Origin of the sequence: Pseudomonas profundi (genome assembly GCF_008638305.1) — a bacterium.
GTDB classification, from domain to species: domain Bacteria; phylum Pseudomonadota; class Gammaproteobacteria; order Pseudomonadales; family Pseudomonadaceae; genus Halopseudomonas; species Halopseudomonas profundi.
Genome location: NZ_VTPZ01000002.1, coordinates 20844 through 38283, shown reverse-complemented (window position 1 = coordinate 38283; position 17440 = coordinate 20844). Strand labels below are relative to the sequence as shown.

19 protein-coding genes and 3 tRNA genes are annotated in these 17440 nt (G+C 58.7%); 7 read left to right on the top strand and 15 right to left on the bottom strand.

Annotated elements, in window-relative coordinates:
- The first annotated feature begins 1 nt into the window (after position 1).
- Positions 2-826 carry an SDR family oxidoreductase gene (locus FZE95_RS03205; RefSeq protein WP_150299398.1) on the top strand — a complete coding sequence of 275 codons (825 nt, stop codon included), beginning with the start codon at positions 2-4 and terminating at the stop codon, positions 824-826.
- Between the two features lie 247 nt (positions 827-1073).
- Here the strand turns inward: FZE95_RS03205 and FZE95_RS03200 are convergent, their stop codons facing one another.
- Positions 1074-2093, bottom strand: a complete 1020-nt coding sequence (locus FZE95_RS03200; protein ID WP_150299397.1) for a Leu/Phe/Val dehydrogenase — start codon at positions 2091-2093, stop codon at positions 1074-1076.
- A gap of 234 nt (positions 2094-2327) precedes the next feature.
- Here FZE95_RS03200 and FZE95_RS03195 point away from each other — a divergent pair, with 234 nt between their 5' ends.
- The gene (locus FZE95_RS03195) at positions 2328-3179 is read left to right on the top strand and encodes a Tim44 domain-containing protein (protein ID WP_150299396.1); all 852 of its coding nucleotides are present in this window, start codon (positions 2328-2330) and stop codon (positions 3177-3179) included.
- 53 nt (positions 3180-3232) lie between these two features.
- On the opposite strand, the gene FZE95_RS03190 is transcribed toward FZE95_RS03195, so the two are convergent.
- The gene (locus FZE95_RS03190) at positions 3233-3784 is read right to left on the bottom strand and encodes a response regulator transcription factor (protein ID WP_150299395.1); all 552 of its coding nucleotides are present in this window, start codon (positions 3782-3784) and stop codon (positions 3233-3235) included.
- Positions 3781-5055 carry an ATP-binding protein gene (locus FZE95_RS03185; protein WP_371923565.1) on the bottom strand — a complete coding sequence of 425 codons (1275 nt, stop codon included), beginning with the start codon at positions 5053-5055 and terminating at the stop codon, positions 3781-3783. Before FZE95_RS03185 ends, FZE95_RS03190 begins: the two co-directional genes overlap by 4 nt.
- Positions 5056-5249: 194 nt before the next feature.
- Here FZE95_RS03185 and FZE95_RS03180 point away from each other — a divergent pair, with 194 nt between their 5' ends.
- A complete protein-coding gene (locus tag FZE95_RS03180; protein WP_150299393.1) occupies positions 5250-5957 on the top strand; it encodes an SIMPL domain-containing protein in 708 nt (235 codons plus the stop codon).
- Between the two features lies 1 nt (position 5958).
- Here the strand turns inward: FZE95_RS03180 and FZE95_RS03175 are convergent, their stop codons facing one another.
- On the bottom strand, positions 5959-6174 hold the full coding sequence (locus FZE95_RS03175; protein WP_150299392.1) for a hypothetical protein: 216 nt from the start codon (positions 6172-6174) through the stop codon (positions 5959-5961).
- A 72-nt stretch (positions 6175-6246) separates the two neighbouring features.
- Positions 6247-6924, bottom strand: coding sequence for an energy-coupling factor ABC transporter permease (locus tag FZE95_RS03170; protein WP_150299391.1), 678 nt, complete (start codon positions 6922-6924; stop codon positions 6247-6249).
- Positions 6925-7157: 233 nt separating this feature from the next.
- Between FZE95_RS03170 and FZE95_RS03165 the strand changes: the two genes are divergently transcribed.
- The gene (locus tag FZE95_RS03165) at positions 7158-7334 is read left to right on the top strand and encodes a DUF3094 family protein (protein ID WP_150299390.1); all 177 of its coding nucleotides are present in this window, start codon (positions 7158-7160) and stop codon (positions 7332-7334) included.
- A 48-nt stretch (positions 7335-7382) separates the two neighbouring features.
- Positions 7383-8705, top strand: coding sequence for an NAD(P)/FAD-dependent oxidoreductase (locus FZE95_RS03160; RefSeq protein ID WP_150299389.1), 1323 nt, complete (start codon positions 7383-7385; stop codon positions 8703-8705).
- Positions 8706-8757: 52 nt separating this feature from the next.
- Here the strand turns inward: FZE95_RS03160 and FZE95_RS03155 are convergent, their stop codons facing one another.
- The 7 genes from FZE95_RS03155 to FZE95_RS03125 form a co-directional block, all read right to left on the bottom strand.
- Positions 8758-9768, bottom strand: a complete 1011-nt coding sequence (locus FZE95_RS03155) for a DUF2891 domain-containing protein (RefSeq protein ID WP_150299388.1) — start codon at positions 9766-9768, stop codon at positions 8758-8760.
- Positions 9769-9942: 174 nt separating this feature from the next.
- Positions 9943-10018, bottom strand: a tRNA-Lys gene (locus tag FZE95_RS03150).
- 11 nt (positions 10019-10029) lie between these two features.
- Positions 10030-10106, bottom strand: a tRNA-Pro gene (locus tag FZE95_RS03145).
- Positions 10107-10119: 13 nt separating this feature from the next.
- Positions 10120-10195 (bottom strand) — tRNA-Asn (locus tag FZE95_RS03140).
- 207 nt (positions 10196-10402) lie between these two features.
- Entirely contained in the window at positions 10403-11947 is a 1545-nt protein-coding gene (locus tag FZE95_RS03135; RefSeq protein ID WP_150299387.1) for a phosphoenolpyruvate carboxykinase, read from the bottom strand.
- Positions 11948-12274: 327 nt separating this feature from the next.
- Positions 12275-13156, bottom strand: coding sequence for an Hsp33 family molecular chaperone HslO (gene hslO / locus FZE95_RS03130; protein ID WP_150299386.1), 882 nt, complete (start codon positions 13154-13156; stop codon positions 12275-12277).
- A 36-nt stretch (positions 13157-13192) separates the two neighbouring features.
- Entirely contained in the window at positions 13193-13600 is a 408-nt protein-coding gene (locus FZE95_RS03125; protein ID WP_150299385.1) for an RNA-binding S4 domain-containing protein, read from the bottom strand.
- 389 nt (positions 13601-13989) lie between these two features.
- On the opposite strand from FZE95_RS03125, the gene rimB reads away from it, so the two are divergent.
- Both rimB and rimK read left to right on the top strand, forming a co-directional pair.
- The gene (rimB, locus tag FZE95_RS03120; RefSeq protein WP_150299384.1) at positions 13990-14457 is read left to right on the top strand and encodes a retropepsin-like aspartic endopeptidase RimB; all 468 of its coding nucleotides are present in this window, start codon (positions 13990-13992) and stop codon (positions 14455-14457) included.
- A gap of 10 nt (positions 14458-14467) precedes the next feature.
- The gene (gene rimK, locus FZE95_RS03115; RefSeq protein ID WP_150299383.1) at positions 14468-15373 is read left to right on the top strand and encodes a 30S ribosomal protein S6--L-glutamate ligase; all 906 of its coding nucleotides are present in this window, start codon (positions 14468-14470) and stop codon (positions 15371-15373) included.
- 11 nt (positions 15374-15384) lie between these two features.
- Here rimK and FZE95_RS03110 read toward each other — a convergent pair whose 3' ends face one another.
- From FZE95_RS03110 to yrfG, 3 genes are read right to left on the bottom strand one after another with little or no spacing between them, the layout of a single operon-like run.
- Positions 15385-16161 carry a cytochrome c oxidase assembly protein gene (locus FZE95_RS03110; RefSeq protein WP_218573634.1) on the bottom strand — a complete coding sequence of 259 codons (777 nt, stop codon included), beginning with the start codon at positions 16159-16161 and terminating at the stop codon, positions 15385-15387.
- A 2-nt stretch (positions 16162-16163) separates the two neighbouring features.
- Positions 16164-16646 carry a DUF2243 domain-containing protein gene (locus FZE95_RS03105; RefSeq protein WP_150299382.1) on the bottom strand — a complete coding sequence of 161 codons (483 nt, stop codon included), beginning with the start codon at positions 16644-16646 and terminating at the stop codon, positions 16164-16166.
- Positions 16647-16703: 57 nt separating this feature from the next.
- Entirely contained in the window at positions 16704-17375 is a 672-nt protein-coding gene (yrfG, locus tag FZE95_RS03100; protein WP_150299381.1) for a GMP/IMP nucleotidase, read from the bottom strand.
- Positions 17376-17440: the final 65 nt, after the last annotated feature.

Here is a 17440-nt window from a genome sequence, read left to right as displayed (position 1 = left end):
CATGAACAAACCCGTAGCATTGATAACCGGTTGCTCATCCGGCATTGGCCAAGCGCTGGCAGAGGTAATGATCGACGCGGGGTACCAGGTCTGGGCCACCGCGCGTAAACCTGGCAGCCTTTCGGCGCTGGTCGAACGTGGCGCGGTCGCGGTAGAGCTGGATGTGAACAATGCCGAACAGCGCGCTGCCTGCGCCGCACGCCTGCAAAACGAAGCCGGCCGGCTGGATGTGCTCGTCAATAACGCAGGCTACGGTGCAATGGGCCCGGTGCTTGATGCTGATCGCGAGACGCTGCTCAAGCAGTTCGACACCAACGTGTTTGCTCCGCTCCAGCTGGTGCGCGCTACGGCCGATCTGCTTCGTGCAAGCGAGGGTCTGATCGTCAATATCGGCAGCGTCTCCGGCGTAACCACCACGCCTTTCTCCGGTGTTTACTGCGCTTCGAAGGCGGCCCTGCATGCGCTGTCCGATGCTCTGCGTCTTGAGCTCACGCCGTTCGGAATCAAGGTGCTGACAGTCAAACCGGGATCCATTGCATCCGACTTTGGTAACAACGCCACAGCCGCCATTACCATCGACGACAATTCCTGGTTCAAGCCCTGGGAAAAAGGCGTCCAGGCACGCGCCATGGCTTCGCAAAAAGGCGACTCGACGCCGGCCCGTGACTTTGCTGTGGAGCTGATGGGTTATATCAAGAATCCGCTACGCCCGGAGGAAGCGCTGATCGGCGCCAACAGCCGGAAGATGGTCAGCCTGAAACGTTGGCTGCCTACCTCAATGCTCGACGCGCAACTGCGCAAACGTTTCCGTTTGGACAAGGGCTAAAGCTGGAGGCTCAAGGCTGGAAGCTGGAAGGGTTAGGCCGGAGTTGTTGGCTGGGTTTTTGCGCTCGCTCGGGCGCAGAAGGAGCAAGTCCCAGGAAAATAACCGCGATGCCCGAGCGCTTTCTGGGTGGCTCGGGCACCAGCTCGTACTAGGCTGGTCGGCTATGCAGACGTCGCGCTGGACCTCTCCATGGAGCCCGGCCACTCCCAGGTTCAGATCAGCATGGCCAGCCACGTCCCTCTGCCCTTCAGGGATACAGAATGTCTTCGGCCTGGCGATCCGCGATGGTCGCCGGTGAGCGACCTTCGGCCTCGCTCTGCGCGAAAATGCTGTCCAGCCGGCTACCGATGCTGTCGATGCGTCCGGCTATAGTACTCGCTGGCTCTCCCTTGTAAGTCAGCGCTACATATAGCAGCCCGCCAGCGTTGATCACGTAATCCGGCGCGTACAGTATGCCGCGAGCGTCCAGCAGGTCGGCGGCATCGGCATCAACCAGCTGATTATTGGCCGAGCCGGCCACGGCGGCGCAGCGCAGTTGCCGGATGGTGTCAGGGTTGAGAACACCGCCCAGTCCACAGGGTGCAAACACATCGCAGGGAGACTCACACACAGCATCCAGAGCAACCGGCTGCACGCCCAGTTCGTCCACAGCGAGACGCACCTTGCCTGGATCGATATCCGCAGCCAGTACTTCTGCCCCTTCAGCGACCAGTAACTCCGCCAGCGCATAGCCGACATTGCCCAGCCCCTGCACCATGACCCGCACGCCGTTCAGCGAGGACTGCCCCAGACGCTCACGCGCTGCTGAGCGAATGCCCGCGAGCACGCCCAGCGCAGTATGCGCAGAGGGATCACCGGCCTGGGTGGTACTGGTCACGAAGCTGGTCTCACGCGCGATGCAGTCCATATCCTCACTGCTGGTGCCGCTATCGACCGCCGTGATGTAACCGCCACGCAAGGACTGGATGCAGCGGCCGAAGGCCTCGAAGAGCGCGGCACGATTGTCTACATGCGGCTTGCGGATAATCACCGCCTTGCCCCCGCCCTGCTCCAACCCAGCCAGAGCTGCCTTGTAACTCATACCGCGAGCCAGCCGTACTGCATCCGCCACGGCGGAATCGAAATCAGCGTAGGCCTGGTAACGGCAACCGCCCAGCGCCGGCCCCAGTCGGGTGTTGTGAATAGCGATAACGGCTTCGAGGCCGGTCGCCTGGTCAGCAAAAACATGCAAAGCCTGAACGTTTTCCGAATGCATTCGTGTAAACATGCTGTCCTCGCCTGAAGCCCTGGATAGCAGACTGCACCTGACAGATTCCAACCGGCAAAACGATTGCGCGTGTCAGCTCTGGCGGTGCACCTGGTTGCGCCTTGCCTTAATCACTCACAACGCGTTCCAGAGGCTCCCGTATAGTGTGGGATTGACACAACGATACACATTAAAGCTGGTCAGTGACCAATAGTGTTTGGCACTATTTCGGCTGATCAAATTGGAGTAACGCACATGCGCTGGTTGATACCTTTCTTTACTGTCTTCCTTATGGTCGGATTGACTGTTCCGGACGCCGAAGCACGCCGATTTGGCGGCGGCAAAGCGTTCGGTTCTGCTCCGGCGCACAAGAGCCAACCGGCTCAGCGTCAACAGCAACAATCCCAGGACCAACAAGCGGCACCGCGCAATCAGCAGCAGCCCGGTGCTGCGTCCGGCGCCAGTCGTTGGCTGGGTCCGCTGGCAGGCATTGCCGCGGGTGGCTTGCTCGCATCGATGTTTTTCGGTGACGGTTTCCAGGGCATCCAGTTGCTGGACATCCTTATCGTCGGCCTGATCGCCTTCATGCTGTTCAAGCTGTTTGCGCGCCGCCAGGCGAGTCAACCACAGCCGCAACCGGCCGGTGGGGGGCACTTCCGCCAATTACCGATCGAACCGCCGCGCCCCGCACCGACGGCGCCCGCTTCGGTAGCGTCCAGCGTAGCACCGGTGAATACACCTGCCTGGTTTGATAGCGAACGCTTCCTGCGTGGCGCTGAAGAACACTTCTTCACCTTGCAGCGGCACTGGCGCGACAATGATGTAGAGGGCATGGCTGAATACGTGGATGCGCCGTTACTGGAAGAACTGCTGGCTACCCGCAGCGACAATCCTCCGATGCCGAACGGTTTTGTCGAACAGCTGCAGGTTCGTCTTGAAGGTGTAGATGAGATCGACGGGCGTGCGATAGCCACGGTCGGCTTTACCGGTCTGGATCGCGACACGCCTGAAGACGACGGCACCTGGTTCGATGAGAGCTGGCGCCTGGAGCGTGCGGCCGGCGAGAACCAGCCGTGGATTATCTGCGGAATCCGTCAGAACAGCTGACGTCATCTAAATGGTTGATGCGCTGCATCAACCATTTGCCAAGCGCCCGGGCGTCAACGACGTACCGGGCGTTTTTGTAGTTTGCGCTGCAAGGTGCGCCGATGCATACCGAGGGCTCGGGCGGTTGCGGAAATATTGCCTTCGTGCTCCGCCAGCACGCGCTGGATGTGCTCCCACTGCAAGCGATCAACGGACATTGGGTGGTCAGGCACCAAGGTGTCGGGGTCGGCCTGATCGGACAGCAACGCAGTCAGAACGTCATCGGCATCTGCTGGCTTGCACAGATAGTTGCAGGCTCCTCGCTTGATCGCTTCCACCGCGGTGGCGATGCTCGAGTACCCGGTGAGAATCACCACCTTCAGGTCGGGGTAGAGCTCCAGCAGACGCGGCATCAGCACCAGACCCGATTCACCTTCCATTTTCAGGTCCAGAACTGCGAAATCAGGACGCTCCTGTTTGGCCAGCTGCATGGCTTCCTCTGCCCCGCCTGCCGTCTCAACGCGCAAGCCCCGGCGCGCCAGCGCGCGGGCGAGTACCCGGGTAAAGGTCGGGTCATCATCAACGAGCAACAGTAGCGGCTGCTCTTCGGTACTCTCGTCAGTCATAGGTCCACCTCCGTTGCGGTTGGCAGAGTCACCTCGGTGAGGGTGCCGCCTCCGTCCTGATTATAAAGCCTAACGCTGCCGCCGAGGCGCTCAACCGCGGCCTGACTGAGAAACAGGCCCAATCCAAAGCCTTTCTTGCCCTTGGTCGTCAGAAAGGCCGTACCCAACTGTTCCGCTATATGCAGCGGCACCCCGGGACCATAATCGCGAATGCGCAATCGTAGCCAGTCCGCGTCCCAGACCAGCTCGATCTGGATATTGTTCGGACAGGCGTCGGCAGCATTATTCAATAGATTGAGCAGCGCCTGCCCAAGCTCCGGACCGGTCTGAATCCAGGGCACCTCGCCTTCAGGTAAAGGCTTCCATTGCCAGCTTGCCTCGGGACGCATCAGATGCCAGCGCGCGAGCACTGTGTTCAGCCAGGCATCTGCCCGCTCCCGTCGGCGCGGCTTGAGCCGATCATCCTCCGCGGTGCGCACCATGTGTTGCAGGCTCTCCTTGCACTGAGCGACCTGTTGCTGGAGCAGCGTCAGGTCCTCCTGCATTTGCGGGTCAGCGACATAATCGGCACGCATGTCCTTGAGCAACACGCTCATGGTCGATAACGGGGTCGAGAGCTCATGTGCTGCGCCGGCTGCAACACTGGCGATGCCGAGCAGCTGGGCATCCCGAAGCCCCTGCTCGCGGCGCTCGGCCAGGTGGTCAGCGTGCTGACGCAGGGCTGCAGCCATGCGCACCACAAAAAAACTGATTAACGCAGCGCTCATGGCGAAGTTCAGCCACATGCCGATCACGTGCAGGTTGATCATGTGGCTGACCACCGGCAGTTCGAAGGCGTCCAGCGGTTTGTACCAGACCAGCAGCAGGCTGTAGGCGCTGATTGCAACACATGCCAGCAGCAGCGTGTAGAACCATGGCAAGGTAGCGGCGGCGATAGTCAGGGGCACCAGATAATAGGAAACGAAGGGGTTGGTGGGGCCGCCGGAGTAGTACAGCAGAACACTGTGCACCAGCATATCGAACAGCAGCTGCAGACCGTACTCCGGCTCCGTCACTGGCCAGCCGCGACTCAGGCGCAAAACCGTCAGCACGGATACCAGCGCTGATATGCCGAGCGTGATAAGCAGGGGCAGCCATGGCAGAGGAAACCAGCCGCTCAGGTATGCGCCCGCGACAGACAATGATTGAGCAACCCAGACCAGCAACCGAATAAGAATCAGACGCCAGAGGTTCTGACGAGTCGGAGACAGCGCAAGGGTGTTGGGACTGATGAAAAACCGCTGCATTGTGTTTAGCGCTCCAGTGTTGGGCCCCAGCCTTGATTGGTCTTTCCTCGCGGCGTCAGGGAAAGATCGATAAGCGCTGGTATCTATATATCTATAACATCGGCAGGATACCCTTTTCGCTTACTCAGCGAACCCGCTTCGTTGAGCACTGCCTGCACTGCACTTTCAAGGAGAACTCCATGCCTCATCCTTTTTTCGCCGCCGTCCTGCTTGGCCTGGCTTGCGCGTCAGTACCTGCTTTGGCCGACCAATACGAACAGCGCTACAACCAGGTCGCCCTGCGCGCCGAAGTTCAGCAATCAGTCACCCACGACACCCTGCGCGTGACGTTCTTCGCGGAGGAGCAGGACAAGGAGCCGTCAGTACTTGCCGAGAACATCACCACACGCCTGAATCGCGGCTTGGACATCGCCAGACAGGCGCAAGGCGTCAAGGTTTCCAGCGGCAACCGCAGCAGCCAACCGGTATATGACAAGGAAGGTGAAAATATCGTTGCCTGGCGCGAGCGCGGGGAAATTGTGCTGGAAGGTAGCGACTTTGCGGTACTGACCGAACTGACCGGCAAACTCATGGGTAACCTGAGCCTTGGTAGCATGCAGTTCAGCCTGTCGCCCGTGACCCGCCGCGCTACCGAGGACGAATTGATGCAGAAAGCCATCGAGGCATTCAAGGCGCGCGCTGATCTGGCTACCCGCGGCCTGGGTGGCAGCGGTTACAAAGTCGTGCACCTGAACCTGAACTCGCAGATGTCGCAGCCCCCTGCCTTGTTCCGTGCCCGGACCATGGCAATGGCAGCCGACAAGGAAATGTCAGCACCCTCCGTCGAGAGCGGTCAGGCGGACGTAACAGTCAGCGCCGATGGCACGATCGAAGTGCTGTTGCGCTAATTCACGGTCGCATGAAAGCGTATTCGGCATCCTCGTCGAGGTTCTCGGCGAGGAAGTTTAGCTCATGCGCAATGTCCTGGTCACTACGCTCGCGTTTGTAGACGGCAATGAGCTCGCTCATCAAGGCACGCGCCAGATCCTGCTCGCTATAACCGGCCGTTCTGGCCTGCTCGCTCGCGTCTTGCATGATGGTTTTTGCCAGTGTGTAGACAGACATGCGCAGCCCTCTCAAAAAGCGTGAACAGGATTTGATTGCACCACAACCGCCGCATTCAACCATTGATCCGGCTCAAGGTTTGTCGTGTGGCTCCTGGAAATAACGGTCAGCATTGAAGGTTTCTACCCACTCGGGGCAGAACACCACCAGCCCTGAAACAATCATGCCGTTGATAAATGCCTCCGGAAACATCACCAGCAGCATGTAGCCAAAAAACTCCACGAGCGTGTCAGGAGGCGTCAGATTGCCGGACCAGCCCAACATGCCCATACCCAATAACACGGCAGCCACCGCTGCAAAGCTGGCGGCAAAAAAACCGCTGATGAATATATACAGGAACAGATTGCTGGGTTTGCTGCGCTCAAGCGCCTGGCTGATGACTATCGTCACCGCAACCGGGCCGAGAATACGTACCAGTCCATTGGCACCGAAGGCTGCCGCATCGTCCATGCCGAGGATAACCATGGCAACCTGCGCCAACGTGCCGGCAACTATCGCCAGCGGCCAGTCCAGCAGCAGCGTAACGGCCGTCATGCCGATGAAATGGAAGGTCAGGCCGCTATCGAACTCGCGGCGCATCAGCCACAGCACACACAACAGAAAGACGCTGCCGTACAGCAAATGCTGCCTGCGCGTGTCGGCTGCCAACTCAACCCAGGGCGCATGGGCCAGCGCCCAGAGCAATACACCGCCATAGAGCAGCAGACTGACAATGGACTGAAAACCGGTTAGCAGGCTGGCTGCAAGCATAGAGACCTCTGGATGTGCAGCTGCTCCGTCGAGCAGGGCCGGTCTTTGCGACGGGTGCAGAGCCGGGCGATGAAAGAATCGGCGTGAGCAACCCAAACCGATGTATGTTGGAACTGGAGCAGGAAAAAATTCTGTGAGATGCATTCTGTGCATCCGCATAATAGAATGCGGGCATAGTCAGTCAAGCCTGAGCGCGCAACATCGAATTGCGCACACCACAAAAAGGTCATGCCATGCCAAGTCGCTTATATCCTGAAGACCAGAAACGGGTCGATGAATACCTTGCCTCCCCGATTCACCAGGTTAAACGCAAGCCCTTCAGAGTGTGGTTACTGCTGGCCGTGATAATCGGTTCGGTAATCGGTCTCGGCTTGATCGCGCGCTTTCTGGCAACGCTTGTCCATATATGAAGGACATGACGACTGACGAACGATTCCTTAATTGCAAGAGTCTCGTCCATGTCGCAATCAGAACTGCAAACTGCCCCTCCCCGGATAGTGATAATAGGAGGCGGCGCCGGGGGCCTTGAACTGGCCACCCGCCTCGGCCGTACCCTGGGGAAGCGAAAGCGAGCCCATATCACCCTGGCCGATGCCAATATGACCCATATCTGGAAGCCGCTGCTGCATGAGGTGGCCGCCGGATCCTTGAATTCGACTGAAGACGAACTCAACTACGTCGCTCAGGCCAAGTGGAATCATTTTGAATTCCAGCTTGGCTGCATGTCCGGCATGGATCGCGAGCGGCGCGAGGTCATCCTGGCACCGCTCAAGGATGAGCACGGTGATGAACTGATCCCCGAACGTCGTCTCGGTTACGATTACCTGGTGATTTCCGTCGGCAGTACCACCAACGATTTCAATACCCAGGGTGCTGCGGAACATTGTCTGTTCCTGGATACCCGCTTGCAGGCCGAACGCTTTCATCGTCTGCTGCTCAACCAGTATATGAAGGCCCAGGCCAGCCAGAACGATGCACCATCGGAACAGATCAACGTGGCGATAATCGGTGCGGGCGCGACCGGGGTCGAACTGGCCGCAGAGCTGCATCATGCCGCTCAGATGCTTCAGGCCTACGGCCTGAATCGCATCCGACCAGAGGATCTGAATATCAATCTGGTCGAAGCCGGACCGCGCGTGCTGCCCGCGTTGCCAGAGCGGATCAGCACACCGGTGACCCAGACCCTGAGAGATCTCGGCGTGAAACTGCATACCGGTTCGCCAGTAAAAGAGGTCAAGGCCGATGGCCTGCTGTTGGCCAGTGGCGAGACCATCCCGGCTTCGCTGAAAGTCTGGGCGGCGGGGATTCGCGCGCCGAAATTTCTGACCGAGCTGGGACTGGAAACCAATCGCATCAATCAGCTGTTGGTTACCCGTACACTGCAGATTCCGGATGACCCGCACATTTTCGCGTTTGGCGATTGCGCCTCCTGCCCGGCCCGGGAGGAAGGCAAATTTGTCCCGCCACGCGCGCAGGCAGCACATCAGCAAGCGACCTTGCTGGCGAAAAACTTCCGCCGCCTGCTTGATGGCAAGCCAATGGAGGAATACACCTACCGCGATTACGGCTCGCTGATCTCCCTGTCCACCTTCAGCGCGGTGGGCAACCTGATGGGCAATCTCACCGGCAGCGTGATGCTCGAGGGCAAGCTGGCGAGGATGTTCTATGTTTCGCTATACCGTATGCATCAGATGGCGCTCTACGGGCTGCCCAGGACCATGATGCTGATGCTGAGCGATCGCATCGGGCGCAGTACCGAGCCGCGCCTGAAGCTGCACTGAGGCGCTTAGGGTCTGTCGCCGTTTCATCGAGGGTACGTTGAAGCAGCAGAGCCTAGTAACCCAACGCCAACAACAGGAAGCTGGCGAGCCAGTGCTCGCCCATGTAGTCGTCTTGCAGGTGGGTACTGCCCGCCTGTAAATGACGCTGCGCGGTTGACTCCAGCACCGCCTGCCGCGAATCGAATTCGTCCAACCCCAGGGCAAGCTCACGCAAGCACCATGCGCGGCTCAGATTGAGTCCGTCCAGATGCGCGAGGCGTCCGTCAGTGCGGTCTGCCGGCTCAACCGGCATAAACAGACTGGCCGGCCGGCCCTCCGCCAACTCTGGCAGAAAACCGGCAAACCACTCCAGGAAGTCCCCGCGGCTGAGTACTCTTTGCAATAACAAGGCTTCCTGCCAGCCTGGCGAGAGGAAGTCTTCTCCGCCTGGCTCCCAGCCGTGGTACTGCGCATCGCTCAGATAAAAGGCTTCAGCGCGGCGCGCCACCAGGTCACGCAGGACGGCATTCTCCGTTCGCAACGCATGGTCATAGGCGAACAACATGGCGAAGGCGGTATTGCTGTGCGTGCCGGTGCGCACCGGGAAACCGAGCTTGGGCAGATAGGTAATAAAGCTGCCTGAAAGAAACTCTGCGAGCGGCTGGAGGTTGCCCGCCCAGAGCCCCGCACGGGGATGACGGAGCTGTTTTAGGGCGTCATGCAGGCCTAACAGCCATGCCCAGCCGTACGGCCTCTCAAACCCTCCCCTGCCCGGCGCACGGAACCAGTCCAGCTCTTGCTCGACATTCTCGGCGGTGAGCTGCTGATCAAACAGCGCAATAATTTCATCTGTCGCATCCAGATCCGGAAAGCTGGCCAGCAGTCGCGCCAGCAGCCAGTAGCTATGAACACAGGAGTGCCAGTCATAGCTACCAAAGAACACCGGATGGTTGCAGCGAGGCGCGGCCAGGTCAGTCTCGGAATTGAGCCGCACCCCTTCTGAATGCGGATATTCGCGCTGCACATGCCCTAGCGTCATGCGGATCAGCTCGGCAGCACGGGTAGGCGTCAGCGTATAGGTCATTGGACGGTTCCGGTCAGGCTTGAACGAGCCCTACCATAGGCACAGCAACAACCATCAGGCAAGCACGGCCAGTGGAAAACTGATCGGAATGGGACTGCAGAGGAGTGCTGAGTGACAGGATGAAACGGATAAAAGGGCGTACCAGGACGATACTGGATACTGCAGATATTTGAGTGGTGGGTCGTGTAGGATTCGAACCTACGACCAATTGGTTAAAAGCCAACTGCTCTACCAACTGAGCTAACGACCCATTCTCAAAAATGGTCGGGGTAGGGGGATTCGAACTCCCGACATCCTGCTCCCAAAGCAGGCGCGCTACCAGGCTGCGCTATACCCCGATATATTGCCAGATGGCTCCGCGACCAGGACTCGAACCTGGGACCCAATGATTAACAGTCATTTGCTCTACCAACTGAGCTATCGCGGAATTACCTGTACAACTTTACTTCTTCAAACCCTCAGTAGAAGCAATGACTTGCGTCACATATCCCCTGCTGAGGCGCGCCATTTTACCGGTCAGCGCGGGGGTGTCAACCCTTTATTTGAAGCTTTTGATTCCTTGCCTGCAGAGCGTCCGTTTAAACACAAAACCCGCCAATAGGCGGGTTCTGTTTACGGCTTTGTCAAGCCTGGATTACAGCTGCGGCCCAGCCTGAACGATCTCTTGCGAAACCTCGAACTTCTTGAAGTTCTCGACAAACAGCTTCGCCAGATCCTGAGCAGCCGCATCGTACCTGGCCGGATCGACCCAGGTGTTGCGCGGATTCAGTAGCTTGCTGTCAACGCCCGGAACGGACTTTGGCACATCCAGGTTGATAACCGGTACGTGCTCGGTCTCGGTGCCGATCAGCGCACCAGACTGCACGGCAGCGATGATCGCCCGTGTGGTCGGAATACTGAAACGCTTACCTTCGCCATAGGAGCCACCGGTCCAGCCGGTGTTGACCAGGTATACCTTGCTACCAAAAGCATTGATGCGCTTGATCAGCAGCTCTGCATACTCACCGGCAGGACGCGGGAAGAAAGGCGCGCCGAAGCAGGTAGAGAAGGTAGATTTGATGCCGCTACCCGAACCCATCTCGGTGGAACCCACCAGCGCGGTATAGCCCGACAGGAAGTGATAGGCGGCCTGCTCGTTATTCAGGATCGATACCGGCGGCAACACGCCCGTCAGGTCACAGGTCAGGAAGATAATCGCATTGGGCTCGCCGGCACGATTCTCGAGAACCCGCTTTTCAACGTGCTCAAGTGGGTACGCGGCGCGGGTGTTCTGTGTCAGGCTGACGTCGGTGTAATCGGCGACGCGGGTTTCCGGATCGATAACCACGTTCTCGACGATGGAGCCAAACTTGATGGCATTCCAGATGACCGGCTCGTTCTTCTGCGACAGGTCGATGCACTTGGCGTAGCAGCCACCTTCGATGTTGAACACGCTGCCTTCGGCCCAGCCATGCTCATCGTCACCGATCAGGTTACGCGATTCATCTGCTGACAAGGTGGTCTTGCCGGTACCGGACAGCCCGAAGAACAGCGTAGTATCGCCCTCGTCACCCACGTTGGCGGCACAATGCATCGGCAGCACGTCCTTGGCAGGCAGCAGGAAGTTCTGCACCGAGAACATCGCTTTCTTCATTTCACCGGCGTACTGCATGCCGGCTAGCAACACCTTGCGCTGGGCAAAGTTGATGATGACGCAACCATCGCTGTTGGTACCGTCACGCTCGGGATCGCAGACAAAATGCGGCGCATTCATGATCTGCCATTCGGGCTTGTCGGAGGGGTTGTGGCGCGGTGCATTGATAAACAGTGTGCGACCGAAAACGTTGTGCCAGGCAGTCTCGGTGGTCATGACGACCGGCAGGTAGTGTTCCGGATCGGAACCAACATGGACGTGCGAAACGAAGCTGGTACGCTCTGCCAGGTAGGCAGCGACGCGATCCCACAGCGGATCGAATTTGTCCGCCGGGAACGGACGGTTGATCGGGCCCCAGGCGATAGCGCTGCTGGTGCCTGGCTCGTCAACGATGAATCGATCCATTGGTGAACGGCCGGTGCGAGCGCCAGTCTCGACTACCAGCGAGCCGTTGTCAGCCAGATGCCCCTCGTTGCGCTGGATCGCCAGTTCAATCAGGTGGGCGATGCTCAGGTCGGTATAAACAGTGTTGGTAGCTTGCGTCATCTAACGTCGTCCTCTTCGGCTTTGACCGAAATCTCCATGAAGACCGATAGGACCGGTCTCAGCACGTGGGGGATATCTGGTTAATAAATGCTAGGGAACCGCTGAAAAACTACTATGCTCGGTCATACTGCGTTGAAACCCTGTCGTTTCGCTTTGCCTGACCTGTGCTTGATGGTTTTCAATGTTTCCCAGTGGTTTTTGCGCTGGCCCACCGCGCAGGCGCGCCATTATGCCAAAAAAAAGACATCCGCGCTCAATTTGGCCCCGACAACGCATAGACAACATCCATAACGCGATGTGTTTAACATCATCGGAACCCATCATGCATCAGTGAAGACCCTTCGCATGCTCTTCGGCTGCCTCGAAGAGGGTATCGAGTGCCTGGCGATCGTAGCGGTACCGGGTATTGCAGAACTGGCAGTCCACAGTGACCTCCCCACCCCGCTCCTCAAGCAATGCCAATGCGTCCTCACGCCCCAAACTGACAAGCGCTTTGCCGGATCGTTCCGCTGAGCAGCTACATTTGAATACCACTGGGAGTGCGTCAAACAGACGCACCTCTTCCTGATGATACAAACGATGCAGCAATGTCTGGTTATCAAGTGCCATCAGTTCTTCCGGCTTCAGCGTATCTGCCAGCACGTTCAGGTGTGTCCAGGTCTCACGGCGCTCATCGGTATCGGTCTGCCGATCGGCGGGTAATGCCTGGAGCATGAAGCCGCGGGCGATACGCCCATCGGCAAGCAGACGAAACCGGGTCGCCAGCTGCTCGGAACTCTCAAAGTAGCCATTCAGGGCCTCGGCCAGCGTGGTGCCCTGCAGCGATACCACGCCTTGATAGCGTTGGCCGTTATCAGGGTCGATAGTGATGGCGAGAATGCCGTCCGGCATCAGCTCCGCCAGTTGCTCCCCTTCTAGCGAGTCGGCATAACGGGCGATGCCGCGTACCTCCTGGTTGCTCGAACACTCAACCATCAGCGTCGAGAGCGGACCGGAGGAACGCGCCTGGAGAACCAGCAGCCCTTCAAACTTCAGGGTGCTGGATAGCAACACCGCTGCGGCCAGCAACTCGCCAAGCAGCGATTTGACGGATTCCGGGTAGGGATGTTTCGCGAGAACCTCGCGGTAGCTCTGGTCGAGCGATACCAGCTCGCCGCGCACGTCCGCCTGCTCAAATAGAAAACGCTGGGAAACGTCCTGAAGCTGCATGATTTTCGGCCTTTTCAAAACAGCGAAGTATACCAATCAGTCGTCGGCGGATGCATTGCGCTCGTCGCGAAAGTTATGGATCTGACGGCGCTGCTTCTTGGTCGGACGATGCTCGCTGATCAGGCTGCCGGCCCCCATCGCTTTGCGCTGCGCTGCGGCCGTTTCGCGTTTCTCGATGCTCTCCGGCGTCTCTTCATATAACAGTTGCGCCTCGGGCGCACCTCGCCGCTGCCCGCTTAGCTGGCGCACTACTACCGTGCGGGTATCGAAACCCTGGCGTACCTCATAGACGTCGCCGACTCGCGGCTCTTTACTGGGCTTGCACCGCTCACCCTGGGCCTGCACCTTTCCGCCTTCGATCGCCGCCTTGGCCAGCGCTCGGGTCTTGTAGAAACGGGCGGCCCAAAGCCATTTATCCAGACGAATCCTGTCAGTGTCCTGCATTCATTCAGACCTCGATTCCAGCTGTCGAATAACTAAGAAAGCGCTGAACAATTCCTTGCATTCTCTGCGTGACCTGAAGCGTGCAGTTGCAAGGCTTGCTTCGCAGTTAATGGCCTTAGCCCTTAACAAGAAGCACAACGCAGCAGGTGCGCGCTTCAGGCCGCGCCCTTTGGGGCTTTCAGGCTGGCCCGCACTCGTCGTTGCGGTTTCTCGACAGGCCCCGGCATGCTTCAAAACCGCGCCTCGATTGCGAACCAGCCTGATAGCCAGAGAGCGCAAGGAATTGTTCAGCGCTTCCTATACTCACGACGTCAGTTTAACAGTCTTGTGGTAATTCATGAGTTGCCCCATGATGCGCCCCATCCGGGCCGTAAAATGAGGTAGCGCCATTGAAAACCTTTGATCACCTCACCGTGATAGGTCTACGTGAATGGATCGGCCTGCCGGAGCTGGGTATCAACCAGTTGATCGCCAAGGTCGACAGCGGCGCGAAAACATCGGCATTGCATGCCAGCGATATCGAACATTTCGAGCGCGACGGCCAGCCCTGGGTACGTTTCAATGCCCATGCCGGCAGCCTGCACAAGCCACACAAGCAAGCCTGCGAAGCACCTCTCATCGATACCAAACGAATCAAGAGTTCCAACGGTCATATGCAGGAGCGCTGCGTCATTCGCACGCCGATGGTACTGGGCGACAGGACCTGGTCAGTGGAATTCACCCTGACTTGCCGCAAGGAAATGCGTTATCGGGTGTTGATTGGCTGTCGCGCAATGCTCGACGGCCAACTGGTCATCAATCCAGGGGTACGCTTCGTACAGGACAAGCCCCAAACTTCCAAAATCTCTGAAGGCTGAACGAATAATCATGAAAATTGCGGTACTGTCGCGCAACCCCAACCTGTATTCCACCCGCCGCCTGGTAGAGGCTGGTCGCGAGCGCGGTCATGAGGTCAGGGTTATCGATACGCTGCGCGCGTATATGAACATCACCAGCCACAAGCCTTCGATTCACTACAAGGGTGAGGAGCTTGAGGCCTTTGACGCGATCATCCCGCGCATCGGTGCCTCGATTACCTTCTACGGTGCGGCGGTGCTGCGACAGTTCGAAATGATGGGTGTGTTTCCGCTGAATGAGTCCGTCGCCATCAGCCGCTCACGGGATAAACTGCGCTCTCTGCAGCTATTGGCGCGCAAGGGCGTGGGTCTGCCGGTGACCGGCTTTGCGCATTCCCCCGATGATATCCCCGATCTGATCAGCATGGTTGGCGGCGCGCCATTGGTCATCAAATTGCTGGAAGGCACCCAGGGCATTGGTGTGGTCATGTGCGAGACAGAACAGGCTGCCGAGTCCGTACTGGAAGCCTTCATGGGCCTGAAGGCCAATATCATGGTGCAGGAATACATTCGCGAGGCGGGCGGCGCGGACATTCGCTGCCTGATCGTTGGCGACAAGGTTATCGCCTCAATGAAACGTCAGGCCAAGCCCGGCGAGTTTCGCTCCAATCTGCACCGGGGCGGGAGCGCCAGCCTGATCAAGATCACCCCTGAAGAACGCATGACTGCTGTGCGTGCGGCCAAGGTGATGGGGCTGAATGTGGCGGGCGTGGATATTTTGCGCTCGAATCACGGCCCGGTCGTCATGGAAGTGAATTCTTCGCCAGGGCTTGAAGGCATCGAAACCACAACAGGCAAGGATGTCGCCGGCCTGATCATCGAATACATCGAGAAGAACGGCCGCCCCAACCAGACCCGCACCAAGGGCAAGGGCTGATCGGTCGCGGGCTAGCCGTTAGCGTTAGCCCGCACATCTGCCTGCCGCGTATTGCCGCGCCTGCTAAAGGTCATCGCGAACAAGGCGACAAGCAATAGCACTTCGGCAAAATCCCCTCCGTAATACATCAGCTGCGCCGCCGCCCTGATTTGCTCAGGGTCGTGCGGCACGTTGCGTGGCCATAGATAACCGTACATCAGCTTGGCCAGGACCGAATGTGCCGCGATTGAAAGAAACAGCGCGGCGATCCGGCACCGGAAGCTCGGGCTATGCGCCGCCTGATCCGGCCCGGCGAGCACCGACCAGCAGAACAGATATCCCGCCAGTAGAAAGTGGATATGCACGAACGCGTGCAACCAGGCTGACTCCAGTGACGCCAGATACAACGGCGTGAGGTACAGCAGCCACATCGCGCCAACATTCAGTATCAGCGCAACCAATGGATGTGAGATGAACCTGACGTACGCGCTGCGCAGTAGCGTTGTGACCCTGCGCGCGGCGCTGACCGGTAGCGAGCGCAGCAACAATGTGATCGGCGCTGCCAAGACCAACGCCAGGGGCGCCAGCATGCCAATCACCAGATGCTGCGCCATGTGCCAGCGAAAATCGTGGTGCGCCAGCAGCATGGCCCCCGGCGCCAACGCCTGGACCAACAACAGACATCCGGCCAGCCAGGCAGTCACGCGCAACAGGCTCCAATTGCGCCCTGCCCGCCACTGCTGCATAGCGGCGCCCAGGTAGGCAAGGCCGAGGATGATGATCAAGCCCGAGGCGAACCAGGCAAACACGCTCAATACCCCATAGTGCGACCAGCGCCAACCGGGTTACGGCTCGCCTGCCGATACAGCCACAGGCCGATGGCGATAAGTATCAAACCGATCGCATTCCAGACGATGTCGTACATCAGCGGGTCAACGTTGTAGCGGATCTGATGGATACGCAGCACCTTGTGACTGACAATGCCATCGAACACCTGAAAGCCGCCCGCGCCCAGAAAGAAACCGGCCCAGGCCCAGCGTCTGAACAACACACCCCGACGCGCCAGTCCGACGATCAGAAAGAGCCCCGCCACCATGGCGATCAGCTCGGCGGAATGCAGTAACCCGTCGGTGATTATGCCGATGGTCGGGGTAGCCAGATCGTAGAAGTGGTGCCACTGCAGGATCTGGTGGAAGATGATTTCGTCTACCGCGGCCATTACCCCAACGCCGATGGGCAGCGCGTATAGCAGCGAACGACTCGGTGGTGGTGTACCGCCTGTATCATTGCGCATGGGAACCTCACTCAAACCAGGTGAGCTTTTGACCCCATGCAGGGAAAGGCTGTTCCCCTACCCGCTCCGGGGACCAAGCGCCTCAGTGAGCACCGAATAGTCATCGACCGCGTCGAATTCCTCGGTATCGCGCAACGCGCCGCGGCTATCCGGTTGGCGGACCGCCAGCAGATGCGCCACGCCGTAATCGCGGGCCGAACGCAGGATATTCAGGCTGTCGTCAATGAACAGGGTGCGCTGCGGATCGAAGGGCACTTCGTCCTGTAAGGCGTGCCAGAAGGCTTGCGCCTCCTTGGGAAAGCCGAAATCATGGGAACTGATCAGCCGCTGGAAATAGGTCATCAGCTCGACACGCTCCATTTTCAAAGACAGCGAATCGCGGTGTGCATTGGTGATGAGGACCACCTGCCGACCACTCTTCTGCAGCGCCTTGAGGAAGATTTCGGCATCCGTACGCAAGCGGATCAGATGCGCGATCTCCCGCTTGAGCTCGACGATCGGCACGCCCAGCTCGCGGGTCCAGAAATCCAGACAGTACCAGTCGAGCTGGCCCTGTTTTTCAGCCATTAGCGGATATATTTCTGCCTTGCCCCATTCCACGGGCTGACCGTGATGTTCGGCATAGCGACGCGGTAGATATTCCACCCAGAAATGGTTGTCAAAGTGCAGGTCCAGCAAGGTTCCGTCCATATCCAGCAGGACGGTGTCGATCTCGTTCCAGTTAAGCATCGGCGGTTGGGCTTTGCGGCATGTGCCGCTATGATACCCAAGCCTTGATCAGTCCACCACGGAGC